Consider the following 22,591-nt stretch of genomic DNA (forward strand, 5'->3'; position numbering starts at 1 on the left):
CCTCTAAACTATATCTCGTCGTCCAATTGAGTAGTATTCAACTCCAGATTCTTCTGCATCTTTAAGCTTATAGCAATTTCTTCCATCAAATATTACTGGAGTTTTCATTAATTCTCTATATTCCTTTAATGAAATACTGGTTATAGTATCCCACTCTGTAAATATAAATGCTACATCAGCATCTTTTAAAACCTCTTGAACATCTTCAGAATAATTTATTTTACCTGAAACCTTAGTTTTAAAATTATTTATGCCAATTGGGTCATATACATAAACATTTGCCCCTTCTTCGATAAGCGCTTTTACATTTGGAATTGATGGTGCTTCTCTTAAATCATCTGTTCCTGGTTTAAATGTAACCCCTAATATAGCAACTTTCATGTTTTTAAATCCATTAAATCTTTTTTTCGCTTTCCTAAACAATCTAAATTTTTGATTTTCATTTACTTCTATTGTTGCCTTAACAGTTTTAATCTCGTAACCATTATCCTCGGCTAACCAATGCAATGCTTTAGTATCTTTAGGGAAACATGAACCACCGTAACCTATACCTGCTTTTAAGAATTTATTTCCAATTCTCGGATCGTATGACATACCATTAGTCACATCTTCAATATCTGCTCCTACTAATTCACATACATTTGCTATTTCATTTATAAACGAAATCTTTAGCGCTAAAAAATCGTTTGACGCGTATTTTATCATTTCTGCACTTCGTCTATTTGTAACAACTATTGGTATATTAAATCTTTCATAAATCGTCTTTAAAAGTTCTTCAGATTTTTTACTTTCAACCCCTATAACAATTCTACTTGCTTGTAATGTGTCTTTTATTGCCGTTCCTTGTGATAAAAATTCTGGATTTGATGCAACTTCTACATTTACATCATTTTTAAGATTTTCCCTAATATATTTTTCCACATAATCATTTGTTCCTACAGGTACTGTAGATTTTATTACAACAAGACAATCTTTTTTTATGTTTTGTGCTATCTGTTCTGCTACAGCATATAAATATTCTAAATTAGCTGAACCATCTTCTCTTTCAGGGGTTCCAACCCCTATAAATATAACGTCAGCATCACTATACGCCTGTACAAAATCCGCGGTAAAATTCAGTATCCCTTTCTTATAATTTGATAACAAAATTTCATCTAGTCCTGGTTCATATATTGGCGAAACACCTTTTTTCATTAATTCAACTTTTTCTTCATTTATATCTACACAGGTAACGCTATGGCCTACTTCAGCCAAACACGCTCCAGTTACAAGTCCAACATACCCTGTCCCTGATACAACTATTTTCATATATTCTCTCTCCATTCTAAATACTGCTATCTAGCATTTTCATCCCCTAATAGTACAGAAAATGTTTTACAGATAAGTTTAATATCTAACCAAAAATTTCTTTCTTTTACATACTTCACATCTAGTTTCATCCAATTTCTAAAATCAATACTATTACGTCCCATAACTTGCCAATAACAAGTTAATCCTGGCTTAACATCTAATCTTTCTCTCATCCAAGGTTCAAATTCTTCTACTTCCTTCGGTAAGCTTGGCCTAGGTCCAACTAAACTCATCTCACCTTTTAAAATATTTATCAATTGGGGCAATTCATCGATACTTGTTTTTCTTATAAACTTACCTATTCTAGTTATTCTAGGATCTTCTTTCATTTTAAACATAGGTCCAGACATCTCATTACGTTCAAGTAATTTCACTTTCAATTCCTCAGCATCAACTACCATGCTTCTAAACTTATACATTTTAAATGATTTACCATTTTTCCCTATTCTCAATTGTGAAAATACCACTGGACCTGTAGAATCCAATTTTATTAAAATTGCTACAATAATAAAAATAGGACTCAATATAACTAGTCCAATAAATGAACACACAAAATCCAATATTCTTTTGCTAATATCATACCCTATTCTTCTCTCACTACTATCAACATCTTCACTAATATTATTCAGTTGCATTTTATTCCCCCCAGAATAATTAATAATTATTAATTATTGATATATTCATTTCATTTTATGTGTATTAGTTTTTTTTAAGATTATAATACAAATATGTTTTCCCTATATTATTTATAACTTTTTATTATATGTAAACTTGCTATTTTAAGCTTATACCAGTTATTAAAAACTTGTTTACTTTTAAACAACATTCTATATTCTATCATAATCATATTTCTATTTCAATCATAACAAATTGACCTTTTTTTTATATTATCGACATTATTTTATTGTAGAATAAGAAATATTTTTCGACTTATATATTTTTTTCATCTAAGCTTTAATAAACCCTAAGTTGTTCAAATAATTCTTCAAAATTTAGTCTATAGATATATATATAGGCAAAATATTATTATATTTACTTAAATTCATTATACTATATTTATAATGTTAAAACTATATAAAATTATTGTTAAAAATAAGTGCTTTAAAGCAAAATAAAGAGACTATCCCCTATGGCATAGCCTCTTAAATTTCCTTAGTTACTTTATTTTCCTGCACAATCAGAGCAATACAAATTTCATACAATCAAAGGTTATTCCCACATTTCAAACTAAAGCATAACTCCATTAGAACCTATTTTATGTCCTCCTATAGTTGTATTAACTGCCATTGTACCGTTTGAATAGAAATAATACCAATGATTTGATAGACTTACCCAACCAGTCTTCATCGCTCCGGAAGAAGCAAGATAATACCATTTACCTGATAGTTGTATCCATCCAGTTTTCATTGCCCCAGTTGAATCCATGTAATAGTAAGAATTTCCGACTTTATTCCAACCACTCTTCATTGCTCCAGTATTGTCCATATAATAGAAAGTGCTACCTACTTTAACCCAGCCAGTCTTCATTATTCCGCTAGCATCCATATAATAATAAGTTGTTCCTACTTTTGTCCATCCAGTTTTCATACTTCCACTAGCATCAAAATAATACCACTTAGTATTATTTAATAACCATCCTGTTTTTCTCATCCCTGTAGTTTGATCATAGTAGTTCCATGCACCATAATCTCCCATAACCCAGCCATTTCTATTTATTAGAATTGTATCTGGATCTAACGCATGTGTTGATTGCATCTGACTATCTGAAAGATTAAAGTAATTATAATGTACTGTGTTACCTTGATCTGGAACTGGATCATCCCAAGTAGCATCTACTTGATAATACTTACCATTTATTCTTACTCTGTTCCATGCATGATTAATTTTATGTGAAGGAACTATATCACATTCTATTCCTGCTTTATCCATAAATAACTTCATTGCCTTAGCATAACCTTCACATACAGCTTCATTGTACTTAATTACTCCATATGCAGAATGAGAAGAATTAAAATCATAATCATCATATGATGTATTTTTTACTATATAGTCATGAATAGCCTTCTCTTTTTGTAATTGGCTCATATTATTTGTTATTATAGATGAATAAATTGAATTGACTTTTGCATCAAACTGTTTTTTCTCAACTAGATAGTCATCAGCAGTAAGTAAATAAGTTGGCTCAATTTCAAGTTTTATTACTGTTTCTCCAACCTTTGTTGTATATGCATAAACACGTCCTGCTCCATTAAATAGTTCTGGGTGTTGAAATAGCACTTCAAAGTAAGCTTCCATAGCCAAATTATCATCTTTTGTATAAGACGTTACATCGATACTCTTAGCATTGTTCCTTATTCCAATATAAAGTGCATACTCTAACTTAGGATTTCTTACATACGAAGAGCTTGTACTAAAACTTCTTTCTGAATAATTAGTAATTACAATAGTATTATTCTTTTCTGCTGCAAATGTTGGGCTAGTGCCTAACGCAACCATAGTTATTACGCTTATAAGTGCTAAACTGATTTTTTTGAATAATTTCATTTTTCTCCCCCTTGTATAAATTCATTTTTAAACTTTTACATAATTATGAATATATTATATCAGAATTCCATATTTTCTTAACAATATTTACCCTTTATCCATATCATTGAAATAAGTATATTGAAAAATGACATTTTATCCACATATTATAAATTATATTAAATTTTTCGTTGGTTAATATGGGTTTCTTAACCTCTTTATGAATTTTTTATTAACATATTTTTATATCTTGATATAAAAATGCATACCTAAAATAGATATGCATTTAACTTTTTTTTCATCTCTTTATAAGATTACTTAATCCAAGCTCCATTGGCTCCTAATTTACATCCACCTATAGTTGTATTATATGCCATTTGACCATTTGAATATAAATAATACCAGTTACCAGATACTAGTATCCAACCTGTCTTCATTGCTCCTGAGGCATCCATATAATACCATACTCCTGAAACTTTGTTCCAGCCTGTCTTCATTGCTCCTGTGGCATCCATATAATACCATGCACCTGAAACTTTGTTCCAACCTGTCTTCATTGCTCCTGAGGCATCCATGTAATACCATACTCCTGAAACTTTGTTCCAACCAGTTTTCATTATTCCAGAAGTATCCATGTAATACCATACACCTGAGACTTTACTCCAACCAGTAGTTGCACTGCCATTTACATAATAATACCACTTACCATTAATTAATTTCCATCCACTTATACTATTTATATTTATTATTTTATAAATTCCTGTATATGTACTTTTATCAATTCCTGATACTGTTAAATGATAATCATCATATACATAAACACCGTTCATCCTTGTGTCTACTTGGTACTTCTTAACAGGAACATCATTTTCTATTTTGTATACATATCCATCATTTACATACCATATATTATTATTCACATCAAGAGAGAAAAATAATATAGGTACACTATATGTGGCATTTATAATTGGGTTACCAGAAGCTATTATTTGATTATTTTCAATTTTTACTTTTTGTAACAAATAATTGTATCTATTTGTTACATAGGTATTATAGTTTAAATATATGCCATTTTGGTTCACATATATATATGCCGCATTCCCAATACTTTTTAGAGTTGTACTTAATGGATAATTATGATAGATTCCATCTGCTCCAATAATATTTACGTTATTATTGGCATCTAAATAATAAAAACTATTATTATAAACAACTGATCCATAAGCTAATCTGTTAAAGTCTTGTCCCAAATAATCTGTTGATGATTGTTTTACCTCATATACCTTAGATGAAGAATTGACTACACCTATAATATAATTTGTCACATTATTTTTTACATAACGTATTTTATATCTACTCCACTTTACATCACCCGTTGAGCGAATTGGAATTAAATCCATATATGCAATAGTAATATTGCTATATTTTGTAGTAACTGCATTTTTTTCCAAAACGTATGTACTATCTTGTTCCAAGTTAGAAACTTTTCCTGTCTCTAGATTAAAAATCAGTTCATTGCTTGGATCCACTACTTGATTTTGTGAATATTGAACATACCAAGACAAGTCACTAACATCACTACTAGTACCATTATTATAATATTTTAGTCCAAATTCTGAGTCTAGAAGTGTCTTATCCTTATACTGAATTCCAGTCATGATATACGCTTCACTATAGTCTAAATATTTTGGTACTGTACTTTCTGCTGCATTAATTTTTTTTGCTAATACGTTAATTGGTAGTACTGTAAGTATAAAAATATATAATATCAATATACCTAAAGCTTTTTTTAAGTTTTTCATTTAATTTCCCCCTTTTGTATTTCTTTATCTTAAGCATAACAAAAATATTGTCCTGCAAAAAATAACTTTAATTCAAATATATAATGCCAAAATATATATAAATTTCATTGATAATTACTTTATCTTTGCATAATATAATATCAATACACTATATATTACCTATTTTCAATCTTTCAAAGTATCTTCTAATGTTGCTCCCAATTGATTTTTAAGGTATTTTGTTCTAAAACTTCTATTGCCATTTGCTTCTGAATAGATTTTATTCAGAATAGGAAGAATTTTTTCATCATGCTTTATATACTTATATGCTTCCTTATAACTTTGCGAATTATATTTTTCTTCATGTACAAGTTGAATTCTTAATTCCTTACCTTTTGAGTTATTCAACTTTTCATAAACATATGCTAAATTCCATTTTATCAAAACATTTTCTTCATGAGCCTTCAGTCCATTAATCAAAGCTTCTTCTGAAGTCTTTAAGTCTTTTTCACTAAATTCTGAATGAGTATTTTTTATAAACGAATCGCTTCTAATTTGATAAATTCTCCAATCATGAAATAAGTTTATCTCTGATATTTTCTTACTTATATTAAAGTTTTCATATAATACCGATAAGTATGAAACTCTTAATATTGTTTCATTAAAAATAACACCTGTTGAAATAAATATTAGAAGTATAATTGGAATTTTGTATTTAAAACTATATCTTTCCTTTACCAATACCTTATTATCATAGGTTAATGTAAACAATAGCAGTATTATAATAGGTGAATATATGAAATCAAAATCCATCATTGAATGAATAACTATAATTAGCAATAAAAATACCTTATCAAAATCTCGATTTTTATATAATTTAATAAGTGACATTATTATAATTACTGCTAATAATATCCCTCCTACTATTCCAAGTTCAAATGATGTATGTAATATTGAATTATGAATATACTTTATGTCGTAGAATCCACTTTGGATTTTAAATTGTTTATACTGAAAAGTTCCTATTCCATATCCAAATAGCTTGAGATTTTTAATAACATCACTAAATGTTAATAATCTTTCCTGTAAGGAGCCATTGCTGCTACTAATATTTCCTATTCTCTCAAATGTATTTACTTTTAAAAATAAAGTAAAGGAAGTAATTAGAATTATTGAAATACCACACAAAATCTTTGATTTATTAAATCCTTTAAATTCATAAAATAGATATAAAATAAGTGGCAACGCTACTATTCCTAATATTGGTACATATTCAAGCATAACAAATAGTAACAATGAAACTATAAAGGTTTCAAATAAAACATGTTTATATCTTCTAAATTCTATATACAGTATATTTACTACTAATAATATTAATGTTGTTCTAGACCCAGTATATAAAATTGTCAACATATATATGACATTTATAACTTTTCCATATTTATTCTCATTAAACTTGCAATTAATATTTAATAGAATAAGGATTAAAAGTGCATAACTGTTGGCATAGCCTAAGTTCCCATATACCCTAACATTGTAGTAAATTCCTAAGTAAAGAATATATCCAAGTGCAACAACAGCTGTTGCTATTACAGTTATATTAATCATCTTTTTCATTTCCTTAATTCCAGTAATTGTATACATGGACTTAAACACTAGATAATATAGTGGAATTACTATGTAGGTACCCATAGATGCAATTTGATCTATTTTTATTCCATAAATTAAAATACTTATTACACTCCAGCCTAATAATCCCAAGGAAACTAATAGAACTTTTTTATAGATTAATACAGGTTTGTTTTTTAATAAGTAAAATATCCCAAGTAAGATAATTATCCAATTGGATAAATTATCCCCTAAAATAGTTACTGGAATTATTGAAATCAAGACCATAATAATAGTGTTAATAGTTTGCATACGCTCCTCCATCTATACCCAAATGCTTGACTAAAATGTACTAAATACAATTACTAAATCTCTATAATAATACTTCTCAATGGATTCAACTTATGTTAGCATATGGCTAATTTACCATCAATATAAACAATTTGACAAAGTATTATCAATATCGACAACTAAAATTTTACTATTTTTTAATGCAACCTTTTTCTCAATCATACTCTTGATTAATAAATCTTATGGTAAATCCCTCCATTATTCATGTTTTTTTTTTGATTTAACTATAATAAATTTAAAACTTCATGATTTTTTCTTAACATAATATTCACTAAATATCAAAAATAAAAATACTTTATTCATAAAGTTATCCTTAAAATAAAGAATATCTTGTTTTTTACAACGTAATTTAACACAAAAAAACACACAAAAGTCTTTAAAGACTTTTGTGTGTTTTTAAAATTCAAACTATTTTATTAATTATTTTAATTATTTTCTATAGCAGTTGTTCCATCAGTTGAATCAGTTGTTGGTGTAGAATTATCTGCGGGAGCTGGAGTTGTTGCCTGTCTTGCAATTGCTAAAGCATCATCTAAATTAGAATTTAATTTATTTAACGCATCTAATCTTGCTTGAAGTTTTGCAATAACTTTATCCATAGATGCTAATGCATTTGAAAAATCTTTTTTATCAACCTTTTCCTGTGTATCAGCCTCTACAGTGCTTATTCCTGTTGTAGCCTTTACTTCATCGCTTGAAGTATTAAGTACAGCTGCCTTTGCTAATAAATCATTTAGCATATCTTCTGGAAGTGTTTTATTTCCTGCTTTTATGTCTTCTAATATAGCATTTAATTCTTCTGTCTTCCCCTCAATTTGTTGTCTAACTTGAATTGTTTGTTGTCTGATTTGTTTCATTGTTTCATGCTTAGCTTTCATTGCTGTTTTGAATTCACTAATCTGTTGTTTCTTTTCATCTTTTTTTGCTTGATTAGCTTCTTTTTTAGCTGAGCCATTGTTTTGTTTTGCTTCATTATCTGTAGCATTAGTTGATTGTTTTTTGTCCTGACTTACTACATTTGCTTTGTTAGCTCCTGTATTTTCTGGTTTTCCTTTAGCATAAACTGCTGTTGAAGTTAACATTACTCCTGAAATTACTAATGCGGCTAATCTTGTTTTATTCATAATACTTTCCCCCTAAAATTAATTTGCTGAATCTAAATTTATATCTTTAACATCATCAAGTGAATTTAAAGATTCTTTTATATTACTAATTGCTGAATCTAATTTATTATTAACCTTAGCCTTTTGAGCTGGGGTTAACTCCTTAACTGTACCTGGCTTAACGGTTTTAACATTACCATTTGTACTAGCTGATTTATCTGTAGCCTCACCTGCAGAAGTTTTAACTGATGCTGAACTACTATCTGTTCCATTGGAGGTTACATTGTTCTTATTTCCACAACCAGCTAAAACGAGACTAGAAATAATTACAATTAACAATAATACCTTCTTCATAACTTCCTCCTTATCTGCCTTATGTTAATATATACGAAGAACATATTTATTTTCTTGGGGTATTTATAGAATTTTTTTAATATTTAATCAACAAACTTTTTTTGCAATATAAAAAGCGAAAACCACTGGTTTTCGCTTTTCAATATATCTACCTAAAACTATTTTTCTCTTATTGGAGTTCTAGGCGCTCTGTTTTCTATACTACTGTCTATTCTTGATTCATTTTTCCCAAGTTTTCTGGATTGTTTTGAAAATCCTATTTCATTTGCAGTTTCTTCCTGCATCTTCTTAACTTCTTTGTGAGTTTTCTGTCTTGATTTTTTATTATCCTTAGAATTCTTATTATTCTTATGTGACACAACAATACCTCCTATAATTATTTATAGGTTTATTGTTTCAATAAATAAATTGAGCTATTCTAGGAAATTCTAGGAATGGTCATTAATAATCTTATATCTCATTGAATCCAATAAGTTTAATACCATTATCTTTTATATATTCTTTAATTGAACTAGAAGTTAACACTTCAAATTCTTTAGCTCTGTTTGTATTATAGGAAGTTGCCTTAATTAAGTCTTCATCTACATAAGCTGGATGGCACATTATCTCTAAAGTTTCATCCTCATCAGCATTTTCCAATAATTTAATTAAAAATTCTTTTGTTGTATTATCTCCATAAAAATCTATTGAGGTACTATTTGTTGTTTTAACACCTTTTTCAATATAATACTCATAATCTTTTGAATATACACATCTAAGAGGTATATTCATCTCCTTTGCTAGCTTTATAACTATGTCTGTAAGCTCCTTATTTAAAACAAAGAAATGATGATGAGCATCTAAATGAGTTGGCTTTAATCCTAATAAAAGCAATTTATTTATCTGCGCTCTAAGCTCTTTTTCAACCTCATCAAAATTAGGTTTCTTTACATTTTCAATTCTTCTGTAAAAATATCCATTATCATCAACTATAGAGCTAACTTCATCTTTTGGCAATATAGGCTTTCCCCAACTTAAAGTTAGATGGATTCCTATATTAGTTATCCCTCTTTTTTCAGCTTCTTTTAAGGCTTCTTCAATATATAAACCATTTGCCATAGCTGTAGTTTCTGTTACTATTCCATTCTCCATGGAATCTAATATTCCTAAAGAGACTCCTTTGGTTATACCAAAATCATCTGCATTTATTATAATATTTTTCATAATACCACTTCCTACAAATTACTCTTCAGTCATTTCTTCCTTATCTACAACTACTTCTTCAGTATCAACTTCTGTATTTGCAGACTTTCTATTAGTTCCATTTCTTCTATCCATCAATGCTTGCAATTCATTTTCAAGTGATTTTACGAAATAATCAAATCTTCTTTTAATTCTTTTCTTAAAAAGATATTTTGTCATAAATACATTTACCGTTGAAAAAATACCATTTGCACCTTCACTCTCTATTAGTACAAGTTTAGTTTTATTTTCATCTAGTGCTGTGAACTCATATCTTGATATATATACTAGAGAACCACTGCTATTGTTGCTTCTAATTTCATATACTTCATTTTTTATATAATCAGTTATCTCTACAGTCATTGTTCCAGTTTTTGAAGAATAAGCACCAACTTGCTTTGTTACCGTAGCTCCTATTGGGTCTTTTTCATTAAATCCTGGGAAATCTCTTTTTGCTGTTTTTGCAAAAATACTGAATACATCTTTTACTGAATAATCTAATATTACTTCACTTTCATGTAAGCTCATGTTTTACCCCCTAAGCTATTTTGTTTATGATTTTAAATTTTTGCACAATAAGAATAAAATTCTTTAAACCACTAAGTGGTACTTTTTACCCTATAAATATTATACTTATTTATGTAATTATTTTCAACGTATTTAGCCAACTAATCCATAAAAAAAACAGAAACTCATCGTTTCTGCTTTTAAATCACTACAAACAGACACTCTATGAGTTAATCTTCTGCTTGTAATATCTTACCCATGTATATATACTTTTTATTAAACTTAATTCTTAAACTTCTTTCGTATTCTTCTATGATCGGAATCTCTTTAAAATCAACTAAGGAGTATGCCTCACCCTTCTCTCCTGCTCTTCCAACTCTCCCAACTCTATGTAAATACTCTTTAGGGTCTTCTGGAATGTCTACATTAATAACTTGAGTAACACCTTTAATATCTAGGCCTCTTGCTGCTAGATCAGAAGCTACTAACACTTGAACCTTTCCATTTCTAAAGGATTCTAGTGCTCTTTTTCTTTCTTCTTTATCTATATTACCATGAATAGTTGCAGCATTCACTTTATGGAATTTAAGTTTCTCAAGCGCTTCATTAGCATCAAATGCCTTATTAATAAATACTAATATTTTTTTAGCTTTTGAAGCATGAATAAATCTTCTTATGTAATCTATTTTCTTTCTTTGCTCTACTAACACATAGTTATGAGTTATATCTTCATTTACTCTATTTCTTTCCTTTACTCTTATTACCTCAATGTTATCAGCTAAATCCTCAGAAAGGCTTAAAGTAACATTATTTAATGTAGCTGAAAACATTAATACCTGTTTTTGCTTTTGAGTTGCTTTAAAAATGTCCTTAATAATAGGTAAATTCTTTTTGTCTAATAACTTATCTACCTCATCAAGAACTATAGCTTTAATATTTTGTGCTGGTATCTTCTTTTTTCTAATAAGTTCAAGAGCTCTTCCTGGTGAAGCTACTAATATATTAGGTTTATCTTTTAATTTTTCTATTTGCCTTGTTATATTCGCACTACCGATTAATGGAGTAGATGTAATATCAAGATTTGATTCTCTTTTTATTTCTCCAATAGTATTATGTATTTGCATTATAAGTTCATGAGTTGGAGCAAAAATTATACATTGTATTTCTTTCTTTCCCTTATCTAATCTCTGAAGTAAAGGAATTAAATAAGCTAAAGTTTTACCAGTCCCAGTCTCAGATTGAGCTAATATATTTCTTCCTTCTAATGCGATAGGTATGGTCTTTTCTTGTACCTCTGTAGCTTCAACTATTTTAAATTTATTTAATGCTTCAACTAGATTTTTATCTAATTCAAACATATCAAATTTTTTCTTCATTATTATACCTCGTTAATTTTTGATTATTGTGTATACAGGGTTTTTTATATGAAACTTAATTTATTCTTGTTTGAAAATGTCGGTTTCTTGACATTTTCAGGCATGAATAAGTTATTAGTTGAACTTAAAACCCTATACTATATAATACCTTAGTATAGGTTCTATTATCAACTTTTATTAATAATAATAACAAATTTACTTGTTAAAAATAAAATAATCAACTATAATTAAGCTACAAAATACTTTTATTATAAAATTATTTCATTATCAAAGTAAATTTTTAAAAAGGAGTTGTTTTTTGTGGATATAAAGCCATTAAAAATAGGAAATTTAATTGCAAAGCTTCCTATTATACAAGGTGGAATGGGTGTAGGAGTTTCCTCATCTAAACTAGCAGGTGCCGTTGCATCCTGTGGTGGTATCGGGGTAATTTCTGGTGCTCAAATAGGTTATACTGAGGATGACTTTGAAATAGATTCTCTTAAGGCTAATTTAAGAGCTTTAAAAAATCACATAAAAGTTGCTAAAGAAACAGCCAAAGGTGGAATTATAGGTGTAAACCTTATGGTTGCTATGAAAAATTATGAAGAGCATGTTAAGGCTGCTATAGAAGCAGGAGTTGATATAATCATATCTGGTGCTGGACTTCCAACAAATCTTCCCAAAATAGCTAAAGGTTTTAATGTAAAACTTGCTCCTATTGTTTCTTCATTAAAAGGTGCAAACGTAATATTAAAGCTATGGGATAAACATCATGGAGTATCTCCTGATATGGTGGTAGTTGAAGGCCCTAAAGCTGGAGGTCATCTTGGTTTCTCAAAAGATGATTTAGAAGGCGGAAATATTGATTTTGACAAGAGTGTCGTAGATATTATAGAACTTGTTAAAACTTATGAAGAAAAATACAATAAATCAATACCAGTTATTGCAGCTGGAGGAGTTTTTGACGGACATGATATAGCTAAATATCTAAAGCTAGGTGCAAGCGGAGTTCAAATTGCTTCAAGATTTGTTGCTACCGAAGAATGTGATGCTCATATTAATTTTAAAAATGCTTACATAAATAGCAAAAAAGAAGATATTGTTATAGTTAAAAGTCCAGTAGGAATGCCTGGTAGAGCTATAAAAAATGCTTTTGTTGAAAGAGTTAACTTAGAAGGCGAAAAGGTAACTAAATGTTATAACTGTTTAGTTCCATGCGACCCTAAAACAACTCCTTACTGTATAACTAAAGCACTAATTAATGCTGTTAAAGGTGATTTAGATAATGCATTAATATTCTGTGGTGAAAATGCCTATAGAATAAATAAAATGTATACTGTAAGTGAGCTAATGAATGAACTTATTAGCGAAGCTAAACTTTCATAAACGTTAAATAACCCCAGAATACCAAAAGTATTCTGGGGTTATTTTTTCATCATTGAAGTTCAAAAATCATTATATAACTAATTCAAATTACCTATTTCAATTATTTTAGCTCCATCGACCAATTTAATTTTATATATAATTTCTTTCTTTTCATTTTTACTTTGATTATTAATACTTCTGCTTTCATCTGTTTTTACAGTGGCCTGGTATATATTTTCTTCTACCTTTTTAACACTGTCTAGTGAAAAGTCCATTTTTTCTATTTTAGTATTGCTTGCTCTGTAACCTTCTATTAAGGATTTAACATCACTATATGCTTTGCTATCCTTTTCTACAACATCCTTTAAAAAATCAATGTTCAAATCCTTATTATTAACCATGTTCTTAAAAATCATATTAAATGAAGTTATGGATTCTTCAATTAATGCACTATTGTCATTATTAACTTGATCTGATTCTTTATTAGATTCTGGCTTAGCATCATTATTATTTTGCTGTTTATCTTCTTTTTTCTGAGTTTCATTAGACTCATTTTGACCATCAGATTCTTTTTTATTATCTGAAGTATTATTTTTTGCATCATTAGAATTATTAGTGTCTACACTTATATTGCTTTTAGCTTTATTTGATTCATTTTTCTTATTAAAAGTTATGTAAACTATAGAAGAAATTATTACAGCAATTACTACACTGCTTATTACTATCTTTAAGTTTTTATTCATCAACTTTTCTCCTAGTATGATATTTCTCTTTGATAATTTCTTTTAATATCAGCACTCTCGTTATCATATCTATCCTTAACCCCATTGTATATGGAACTTCCAACTGGGTAGGATTTAGCAACCACAGCTAATCTACCATTATATACACTTGTTATAAAATCTGTCATACTTAAGGTTTTATCTATCGGTGCAATAATATTATAGGCTCCTGTTACTCCATGTTGTATTGAGGTAGAAAAAATCATATTCCTTGTTGCGTTATATGCAGCAAGCTTACTAATATCATAACCACTATTTTTTGCTTTATTAATAAATCCATCATAGTAAACACTCTTAGTATAACTAAATTGAAGTGCATAAAACTCATCATAGTTATTAGCTGCTATCTGTTGCCATGCAGCTTTAAAGTTAGTTCCGTAAGTATTTCCATCTGCAATATATGCATTATTTAACAAACTATAAAAAGCCGGTTTAGCTCCTGATAGCCAAGAAATAAATGATGCTAAAGTACCCACGTTAGCTGCAAATTGGAACACCCCACAGGATACTCCTCCTTTATCAGCAGGATTATCTGATATTGCTCCAGGATCGCCATTTGATTCATACTTTCCTGCTATATTTCCAAACATTGAATTATTTCTATCATCTTGTATAAAATCCAAGTAATTAGGAAGGTATCCTGTCACTATAGTGTTATCTGGCTTATACCACTTAAACTGATAAAACCCTCTAGTAAGAGCAACTATTTCAATCAACGTATTGTTTGGTACTTTAATAGAAGTTTTATAATCATTTGACGGTTGAGTTCTTATGTAAACATCTGTGGATGTTACAGCAAGCTTTTCTTTAAATCCAGTTGTATTATTTATAAGTTCTTGACCGAATTTGTTATAAGCTCTTCCATTTGTAATTGACTTTGCCGCATTTACTGCATCAAAAGAGTTTGAGTATTTATTATAAAATTTTTCTCCTTGAAACACATAATACCCACTGTTATTCCAAATTACTTGTCCACCTTTTGTCATTACAACAGAACCATTAATACTGCGTGCTTTTAGTACTGAAGATGCTAAATCACCTGAAGAATAATAAGAAATAACTGAACCACTTGAATTTTTTACTGAATACATTTTAGTATCTAAAACATTACTTAAAATTACCATATCATATATATCTATGATACCATCATTATTATAGTCAAAACTAGAATTGTATGTATTATAGTATTTTTTTAATGCTTCTAGGTCGTTTGAATTAAGTACATTATTTCCATCCACATCATAGTTTATTTGCGCTGCATACACTTTTTGAGCTGTAGGCATTATAATATTAGCTATACCAAAACTTAATAACAGTATCCATACGAATTTCTTTTTCATATTTATCCCTCTTAAAAATATTTTTTATTCCATTTTAAACAACATACTTCATTAATTTAATAATTTAATAAATCTCCTTCTGGACATATAATTATTCTCGGATTTTTACTTGGATCTAATCTTTTCATAACATTTAATAAGTTAGGTTCACTTAATCCAACACATCCCCCAGTTCCTCCACCACTCTTAGGTGATACATGAAGGAATATAGCAGCTCCATCACCTCTCACTGGATTATAATAATTAAAATCTATTGCCATAGCATAATTATACTGCTGCTTATAGTTGATAAGATGTTCTGCTCCATCCAATTCCCATCCTCGATATCCTTCAACCCATCTATTGTAGTATGTATTATTCATATCTGTTACCCAATAACTTTCGCTATCGATATTTCTATAATTATATTTCACTCCCGGATTATTACTATAACCAAATGCGAAGACAAATCCAAAATCTCCAATTGGACTAGTATTAGTATTTTGTTTTCTATTGTACATTAGTCCATTTTCGCCTGTAACTGCTGGCATATCTTTATACACTAGTTTCCATACTCCGTCTTGTTTCTCATAATAATTTGCATTTGCCCTAAATCCATTAGTTGATGGGGCAGTTATAGTTATAATTTGACTGCTTGTATCCGCTGCATATAATTTTTCTACTATCAAGTTTGCTGGAACTAAATTGTATTTTATAGCATTTGATATAACACCTGTACTACCTAATACATATAAAGTGGTATTTCCACTTTCTTTAATGAAGTTTGCCACTTCATTCTTTATATTTTTTCTTTCTACTAATAAAATTGATTCTTTCCTTTTGGCTGCTAAAACCCCTCCAGAAAGTGCATCTGGAAAATCGCTTCCTGTAGCAAGTATTACTCCTTTATTTAGAACATTCTTATAAGTTTTAGCGACATTTAAAGACGTACTATATCTATCAACTCCTGCAATTCTTTCTGAAGTAATCCCTAAAGTTTTTAATTCATTTACTATACTATCTGAAACCACACTAGGTCCACCTGGTATTATTATTTTAGTAATATTCTTATTTTTTATATACTCCTTAGTCCTAGTATTTAATCTCTGTGTTTCTGTATATAAAATAGGGTAATTATTTATCGCAGCATAAGAGCTTATAGAAAGTGCATCTGGGAAATCATATGCTGTTGTTAATATCGCAACTTTTTTATTATACTTGAGTACTTCATTGCTTATATTCATAGATGTTTCAAATCTATCCTTACCCCCTATTCTTGTAACATTATATCCTTTAGCAATTAGACCCTTCTGAATATTATCAGAAATTACTCCATTACTTCCAAGCAAATAGATGTTTTTTGCTTTTAATCTTTTTATCTCATCTAAAGTTGCAGGTGGAATAGATTCTTTATCTGTTAAAAGTATAGGTGCATCTTTAATATAAGCAAAGGGCACTCCAGTAAGCGCATCAGCGAAACCATTGCTATAAGCCAGTACTACATTCTCAGCTTGGGACCATCCCCCCTTGCTTACTTCCACCGCAGTTTCATATCTATTGGCTCCACCGTATCTGACCATATTTACCGATGTCATTGCACTTACATTAAAATTATTTATTATTGTAAACATTAATGTTCCAACAATTATAATAGTAATTTTTCTCATAGTAATTTTCCTCAAATCCTTAATTTATCTTTTAGTTCCAACTTCATATCTCGTTAGTTTGAAATTAAGTTCTTTAATATGGTATTATCAACAACTCCAACTCCACCAAGAACATCAATAGTCTTTACACTACTACTATTTGCACTTACTATACTTTTTGCGTTTTGTGAATCAGCTCTATCTGCTAATAAAATAGGTGAATTTGTGTTTGAAGCTAAAACTGATCCTGCTAGAGCATCTGGGAAATCTAACCCTGTTGCAACATAAACTTGGTTAAAGTTCATTGATGATTTTATATAATTAACTATTAACTTATTAGTATCGTATCTATCTTTTCCACCTAATCTTACACTATTTTTCATATTTCTAATCGCATTATCAGACACTACTCCTGCAGAACCTACTACGTAGGTTTTGGAAATATTTAAGCTCTTAATATAGTTTTCTGTATCTTTAGGCATACTATTTTTTTCTGTTAATATTATAGGTATCCCTTTTAAAGCTGCATAAGAAGCTATTGAAAGTGCATCCGGATAATCCTCTCCTGTTGCTATTACTACTTCATTTACTTTACCCATAACTTTTGCAATCGCTAATGATGTACTATATCTATCTTTTCCATAAATTCTTGAGCAATTATAACCAGAATTCACTAGTTGTTTTTCAATATCCGATGAAACTGCACCACTACTACCTATAATTATTATATTTTTAGGTTTAAGCCTATTAATTTCATTCTTTGTGCTATCATATAGAGTATTTTTTCCAGTTAATAATATTGGTGCATTATACTTCTTAGCCAATGGTGCCGCACTTAATGCATCTGGAAAATCTTCCCCCGTTGCTAAAATTACAGTATCACTTGTGCTTGTCCATCCAGCATTAGATATCTTAACTGCAGTTTTAAATCTATCAACACCTGCAATTCTATTAGGGATCTTTGTTACTGATTTAGCTAAATTATTATGGTCTATTGATATATCACTTGATGCAACAATATTACCACTCTTGTCCTTTGCCAATACTCTGTACTTCGCATTTAAATCCAATATGCCATCTGTTCCATAAGTATTTCCATAATTATAGGTTCCTATTGTAGCAGTTCTTCCAGTTGAATCTTTTGATGTTTTGACCACACCGTAATAAAAATTACTACTAGGATTATTCATATCCCCCTTATAAAAAACAACTGAATAATCTAAATCATCAGTACTATCATCTGCAGAACTTGTCCAATTTAAGGTTACAGTGGACTTAGTTCCTCCCCAAGGATAAGGAAGTGTTGATACATTAGTAACTGTAAGCAGAGGCACAGTTGGTGCCACCTCATTACTTGCCCTTTTACCAGACATACTTACCCAATAGTTATATAAATTATTAGCTTGAGAAGCTAGTGGCAAATATATATTTTCTTGTGGCCATATATTATACATTAAGCTACTCCATGAATAATTAGTTTGATCTCCTGCTATTGTTCTATCCTTTATATCCTTAAATTCATTAATATTTTTACCAGTTATACTTCCATAAAGCTGCTTATAATCTTCTGCTGCCATCTCTGCTGGATCCCATTCATGATATCCTGAGTTAACGCTGCTATAAGAAGATAAATTTCTTGCTTTATTATAACTATTACTATCATCACTAAAAAGCTTTCCTTCTTTTAGTAATAAATAATAGTTTGTAAATTGATGACCATATTCATGAGAAAGTACTCCTGCTAATTCTTGAAATGAAACAGTATCACATCCAAAAAGTTCTATATATCTATCCTTAGCTAACCTTTTTACTCCCCCATTATCTTCATACATACCATGCCATACACCAGCTGTATATGCCCCCATTGGATAATCACTTATTAAATCAATATGTGATAGATAGCTTACTTCCGGTCCAATGGTATTCTTTATTAGCTCGTTGTAAACCGCCTGTACTTTATCTATTGTATTATATGATGATGAATAACTTCTTATTTCCACACCATTAGGCCCTTTATAGGAGCAAATTGGTTGTGTAGTCGCCTTTAAAATATACGCATTTCCTTTTGTTTCATTATCCCATATGACATCATCTTGAACTTTATTATTACTATTAATACTTACTTGTTTATTCTCATGTAGCTCACTTGCAAAAGCTGTTCTTGTGTTTAATATTAAAAATGCTGCTAATGACAAACTATAAATTTTCGTAAATCTTTTCATAAAATCCCTCACCTCTGATTTTAAATGAATCACTAATACTTAAATTATATTATATCAAACTTTCCTTTTCAATTATATGACGTTCCTCATAATTTTTAGACATAAAAAAACAACAGAAATAAATTTCTGTTGTTCTATGGCAGGGGCAGTAGGATTTGAACCCACAACCAATGGTTTTGGAGACCACTACTCTACCGTTGAGCCATACCCCTATATTTAACACAAGACTTATATTATCATACTTTTTTTTAAGATGCAATAGTTTTTTGGCTTAAATATTATAATTGTTTATTTCTTGAACCATATTTTTAAAGCAGAAAGTAATCTTCTGCTTTATCAATTTATAATTTATTAAATAAACTATTATATTTAATTACTTTTATATTTAATTACTTTCCTCTAAAGTTTTCAAGCTGTTATAGGTGTTATTGATGTTTTCTGTTAAGAGATCAGCAAATTCTTTATCCCCATTATATGTGTTTACCTTTATAAATATGGCCCCTTTTGTTATTAATGAGTTTTTATAGCTTTCTATAGTCTCATCTTTTTCATAAAATACTATGAATGGTTTTATATCTTTTTTTTCAGTAATAATCTTACTTACTTTTTCACTGTCTAAAATATCTGATTTAGAATTTAGATATTTGCTATAGTATTCCAAGGTATTATCAGCATAATAAAAAGTTGTACCATTTATTTTTCTTATATTTTCAACATTCTTTGAATTGTCACTTTCAAATTTGCTTACTATATCATTATAATTATCTTCATAATAATTTCTATTATCTAAATCATCAGTTTGCAATTCACTTTTTATATTAAATAATGCTATTTTATAGTTATCAAAATCCATCCAATAATAAGGGATTTGTTTGCCGTCTGAACTTTTCAAGCCCTTTGTACCTCTTGATAAATCAATTATTCCAGTTTTTCCTTTATCAAGATTACTAATAAGCTCTTTAGCCCATGGCTCAAATGCATCGCTTGAATAAACAAACAGATTCATTCTTGAAATATTATTTACTATGTCGTCATTAAATGTATAATTTTTTATCTCTTCTTGACTTTTTAGCAAAAATTCTACATTATGTCTGTCCTTAACCAATTTTTTTATCATAAGATAAGTTGGTTTATTTGACGCCATTATATTTAAATAAGGAGCTCTTTCCTTGCTTGCATGATCAACTTTACTTGATACCACTGTTTGCGGGAAAATAAAAAGTCCTATAAACATTATTAAGTTTATTATAATTAAGGCAAAAGTTACCTTCTTCACTGTTTTCCCTCCTAATAACATATGGTTTTCTAGTATATTCTATAATAATATATGTATAATTTCAATTGATATATACTGGATGTAAGACTTTCTTAACTAATATGTAATATATTACCTTTCATTTTCTCTATAATTTGGATAAAATATAAGCTATAATAATTAAATAAACTATTTGAAAGGAGTCAATTATGGAGTATATTATTGATTCTGTAGAAAAAACTCTATCCCTTGGCGAAAAACTAGGTCAATTAGCTCAAGCGGGAGATGTTTTTTGTTTAACTGGAGACTTAGGTACTGGTAAAACACATATATCCAAAGGATTTGCAAAGGGACTTGGAGTAAATGAGGAAATAACCTCTCCTACTTTTAATATAGTAAATGAATATCATAGTGGTAGAATCCCTTTATTCCATTTTGATGTATATAGAGTAAGTGATTCTGATGAAATTATGGCAATTGGGTTTGATGAATATGTTTTCGGGAAAGGTGCTACATTAATAGAATGGGCTAATTACATAGAGGATATACTTCCTGAAGAATTTGTACATATTAATATAAAAAAAGTTCCTGAGCTTGGAGAAAACTATAGAAAGATTAGAATTAAAGCTTTTGGAGGCAGATTTAAAAATTTTGAGGAGAAAATTTTATGAAGATTTTAAGTATTGATTCCTCCACTTCTGTTGCTACTGTCGCACTTTTAGATAGTACAAAAGTTATTGGAGAATATAGTTTAAATGATAAAAAACAGCATTCTATTCTACTTTTGCCAATGATTGATAGATTATTATCCGATAATGAACTATCTGTTAATGATTTAGATGGATTCGTTGTTTCAGAAGGTCCTGGTTCCTTCACTGGTCTTAGAATTGGTCTTTCTACTATAAAAGGGATGAGTCAAGGAATTAAAAAGCCTTATGTTTCAATATCAAACTTAGATGGTCTTGCATACAATGTCATTACATTTAATGGCATCATTTGTCCTGTAATGGATGCATTAAGAGGAAATGTCTATACTGCAATTTACAAGTCAAATAACGGCAATCTAGAAAGATTAAGTGATTACCTTATAATATCTCTTGAGGAATTAGGCAATTTGCTAGATAAATATGATGAATCAGTTATATTTGTAGGTGATGGTACTTATAAATATGAAGAAGAGCTAAAAAACTTAAAAAGTAATGCTCATTTTCCACCTAAACATCTTAATTATACAAGAGCAGCTTCTTTAGGTGAGCTTGGATTAGAAAAATTATTACTTGGCAAAAAGGATGATATAAACAACTCAACCCCTTTATATCTTAGAAAATCTCAAGCTGAAAGAGAGTATGAAAGGAAATTAAGGTTAGACTAATGGAGGATATACCAGAAAATATTGAAATTGTTGAAATGAAATCAGCTCATTTAGCTGATGTTTGCGAAATTGCAATCTTCTCTTTTCCAATACCTTGGAGCTATGATTCTTTTAATAACGAATTAAATAATAAGCTTGCAACTTATATAGTTGCAAAAAAAGATGAAAAAGTAGTTGGTTTTGGTGGCATATGGGTAATCTTTGATGAATCTCATATAACTAATATAGCTGTGCATCCAGATTATCGTAGCTTAGGAATAGGTGATATTTTGATGAAAGAACTTTTAAAAAAATCCTATGACAAAGGCGCAAAAGATATTACCTTAGAAGTTAGACGATCTAATATCGTTGCACAAAACTTATATAAAAAATACGGATTTGCTCAAGATGGAATTAGGAAAAAATATTATCAAGATAATGGCGAAGATGCAATTATTATGTGGAAAAGAGAAATTAAAGAGTAATTAATATTAT

The 22,591-nt window shown here is 29.2% G+C and carries 20 protein-coding genes and 1 tRNA gene; 4 read left to right on the plus strand and 17 right to left on the minus strand.

All coding sequences use genetic code 11. The features are described from left to right. Positions 1-3: 3 nt before the first annotated feature. From JK634_RS12500 to JK634_RS12550, 11 genes are all read right to left on the minus strand, one after another. Positions 4-1,308 (minus strand): UDP-glucose dehydrogenase family protein, encoded by a 1,305-nt coding sequence (locus JK634_RS12500; RefSeq protein WP_202767973.1) that lies wholly within the window; start codon positions 1,306-1,308, stop codon positions 4-6. Positions 1,309-1,334: 26 nt separating this feature from the next. After that, the gene (locus JK634_RS12505) at positions 1,335-1,985 is read right to left on the minus strand and encodes a sugar transferase (protein WP_202767974.1); all 651 of its coding nucleotides are present in this window, start codon (positions 1,983-1,985) and stop codon (positions 1,335-1,337) included. Between the two features lie 592 nt (positions 1,986-2,577). Beyond that, positions 2,578-3,894 carry a transglutaminase domain-containing protein gene (locus JK634_RS12510; RefSeq protein ID WP_202767975.1) on the minus strand — a complete coding sequence of 439 codons (1,317 nt, stop codon included), beginning with the start codon at positions 3,892-3,894 and terminating at the stop codon, positions 2,578-2,580. A gap of 293 nt (positions 3,895-4,187) precedes the next feature. After that, complete coding sequence (locus JK634_RS12515) at positions 4,188-5,675, minus strand: N-acetylmuramoyl-L-alanine amidase family protein (RefSeq protein ID WP_202767976.1); 1,488 nt, start codon at positions 5,673-5,675, stop codon at positions 4,188-4,190. Positions 5,676-5,840: 165 nt separating this feature from the next. Then, positions 5,841-7,574: an O-antigen ligase family protein gene (locus tag JK634_RS12520; RefSeq protein WP_202767977.1), complete on the minus strand. Its 1,734-nt coding sequence runs from the start codon at positions 7,572-7,574 to the stop codon at positions 5,841-5,843. A gap of 464 nt (positions 7,575-8,038) precedes the next feature. Continuing rightward, entirely contained in the window at positions 8,039-8,737 is a 699-nt protein-coding gene (locus JK634_RS12525) for a hypothetical protein (protein ID WP_202767978.1), read from the minus strand. Between the two features lie 18 nt (positions 8,738-8,755). Then, complete coding sequence (locus JK634_RS12530) at positions 8,756-9,070, minus strand: hypothetical protein (RefSeq protein ID WP_202767979.1); 315 nt, start codon at positions 9,068-9,070, stop codon at positions 8,756-8,758. A gap of 158 nt (positions 9,071-9,228) precedes the next feature. Next, a complete protein-coding gene (locus tag JK634_RS12535; protein ID WP_202767980.1) occupies positions 9,229-9,429 on the minus strand; it encodes a small, acid-soluble spore protein, alpha/beta type in 201 nt (66 codons plus the stop codon). 91 nt (positions 9,430-9,520) lie between these two features. After that, entirely contained in the window at positions 9,521-10,273 is a 753-nt protein-coding gene (locus JK634_RS12540) for a carbohydrate deacetylase (RefSeq protein WP_202767981.1), read from the minus strand. Between the two features lie 18 nt (positions 10,274-10,291). Then, positions 10,292-10,819 carry a DUF3284 domain-containing protein gene (locus tag JK634_RS12545; protein WP_202767982.1) on the minus strand — a complete coding sequence of 176 codons (528 nt, stop codon included), beginning with the start codon at positions 10,817-10,819 and terminating at the stop codon, positions 10,292-10,294. A gap of 209 nt (positions 10,820-11,028) precedes the next feature. After that, a complete protein-coding gene (locus JK634_RS12550; RefSeq protein WP_202767983.1) occupies positions 11,029-12,174 on the minus strand; it encodes a DEAD/DEAH box helicase in 1,146 nt (381 codons plus the stop codon). Between the two features lie 300 nt (positions 12,175-12,474). On the opposite strand from JK634_RS12550, the gene JK634_RS12555 reads away from it, so the two are divergent. Then, positions 12,475-13,542 (plus strand): nitronate monooxygenase, encoded by a 1,068-nt coding sequence (locus tag JK634_RS12555; protein WP_202767984.1) that lies wholly within the window; start codon positions 12,475-12,477, stop codon positions 13,540-13,542. 77 nt (positions 13,543-13,619) lie between these two features. Here JK634_RS12555 and JK634_RS12560 read toward each other — a convergent pair whose 3' ends face one another. The 6 genes from JK634_RS12560 to JK634_RS12585 all read right to left on the minus strand — a co-directional run bounded on the left by JK634_RS12560 (position 13,620) and on the right by JK634_RS12585 (position 20,766). Then, positions 13,620-14,264: a hypothetical protein gene (locus JK634_RS12560; protein WP_202767985.1), complete on the minus strand. Its 645-nt coding sequence runs from the start codon at positions 14,262-14,264 to the stop codon at positions 13,620-13,622. 11 nt (positions 14,265-14,275) lie between these two features. After that, positions 14,276-15,643 (minus strand): VgrG-related protein, encoded by a 1,368-nt coding sequence (locus tag JK634_RS12565; protein WP_202767986.1) that lies wholly within the window; start codon positions 15,641-15,643, stop codon positions 14,276-14,278. A 56-nt stretch (positions 15,644-15,699) separates the two neighbouring features. Next, on the minus strand, positions 15,700-17,289 hold the full coding sequence (locus JK634_RS12570; RefSeq protein WP_202767987.1) for a cell wall-binding repeat-containing protein: 1,590 nt from the start codon (positions 17,287-17,289) through the stop codon (positions 15,700-15,702). Between the two features lie 53 nt (positions 17,290-17,342). Next, positions 17,343-19,490 (minus strand): cell wall-binding repeat-containing protein, encoded by a 2,148-nt coding sequence (locus JK634_RS12575; RefSeq protein ID WP_202767988.1) that lies wholly within the window; start codon positions 19,488-19,490, stop codon positions 17,343-17,345. Between the two features lie 137 nt (positions 19,491-19,627). After that, positions 19,628-19,702: transfer RNA gene (locus tag JK634_RS12580), tRNA-Trp, on the minus strand. A 173-nt stretch (positions 19,703-19,875) separates the two neighbouring features. Beyond that, positions 19,876-20,766, minus strand: coding sequence for a metal ABC transporter solute-binding protein, Zn/Mn family (locus tag JK634_RS12585; RefSeq protein ID WP_202767989.1), 891 nt, complete (start codon positions 20,764-20,766; stop codon positions 19,876-19,878). 188 nt (positions 20,767-20,954) lie between these two features. Between JK634_RS12585 and tsaE the strand changes: the two genes are divergently transcribed. From tsaE to rimI, 3 genes are read left to right on the plus strand one after another with little or no spacing between them, the layout of a single operon-like run. Continuing rightward, on the plus strand, positions 20,955-21,416 hold the full coding sequence (tsaE, locus tag JK634_RS12590) for a tRNA (adenosine(37)-N6)-threonylcarbamoyltransferase complex ATPase subunit type 1 TsaE (RefSeq protein WP_202767990.1): 462 nt from the start codon (positions 20,955-20,957) through the stop codon (positions 21,414-21,416). Beyond that, positions 21,413-22,117 carry a tRNA (adenosine(37)-N6)-threonylcarbamoyltransferase complex dimerization subunit type 1 TsaB gene (gene tsaB / locus JK634_RS12595; protein WP_202767991.1) on the plus strand — a complete coding sequence of 235 codons (705 nt, stop codon included), beginning with the start codon at positions 21,413-21,415 and terminating at the stop codon, positions 22,115-22,117. Before tsaE ends, tsaB begins: the two co-directional genes overlap by 4 nt. Beyond that, complete coding sequence (rimI, locus tag JK634_RS12600) at positions 22,117-22,581, plus strand: ribosomal protein S18-alanine N-acetyltransferase (protein WP_202767992.1); 465 nt, start codon at positions 22,117-22,119, stop codon at positions 22,579-22,581. The genes tsaB and rimI overlap by 1 nt, the downstream gene beginning before the upstream one ends. The last annotated feature ends 10 nt before the right edge of the window (positions 22,582-22,591 follow it).

It is taken from the genome of Clostridium paridis, assembly GCF_016765615.1.
GTDB lineage: Bacteria > Bacillota > Clostridia > Clostridiales > Clostridiaceae > Clostridium_T > Clostridium_T paridis.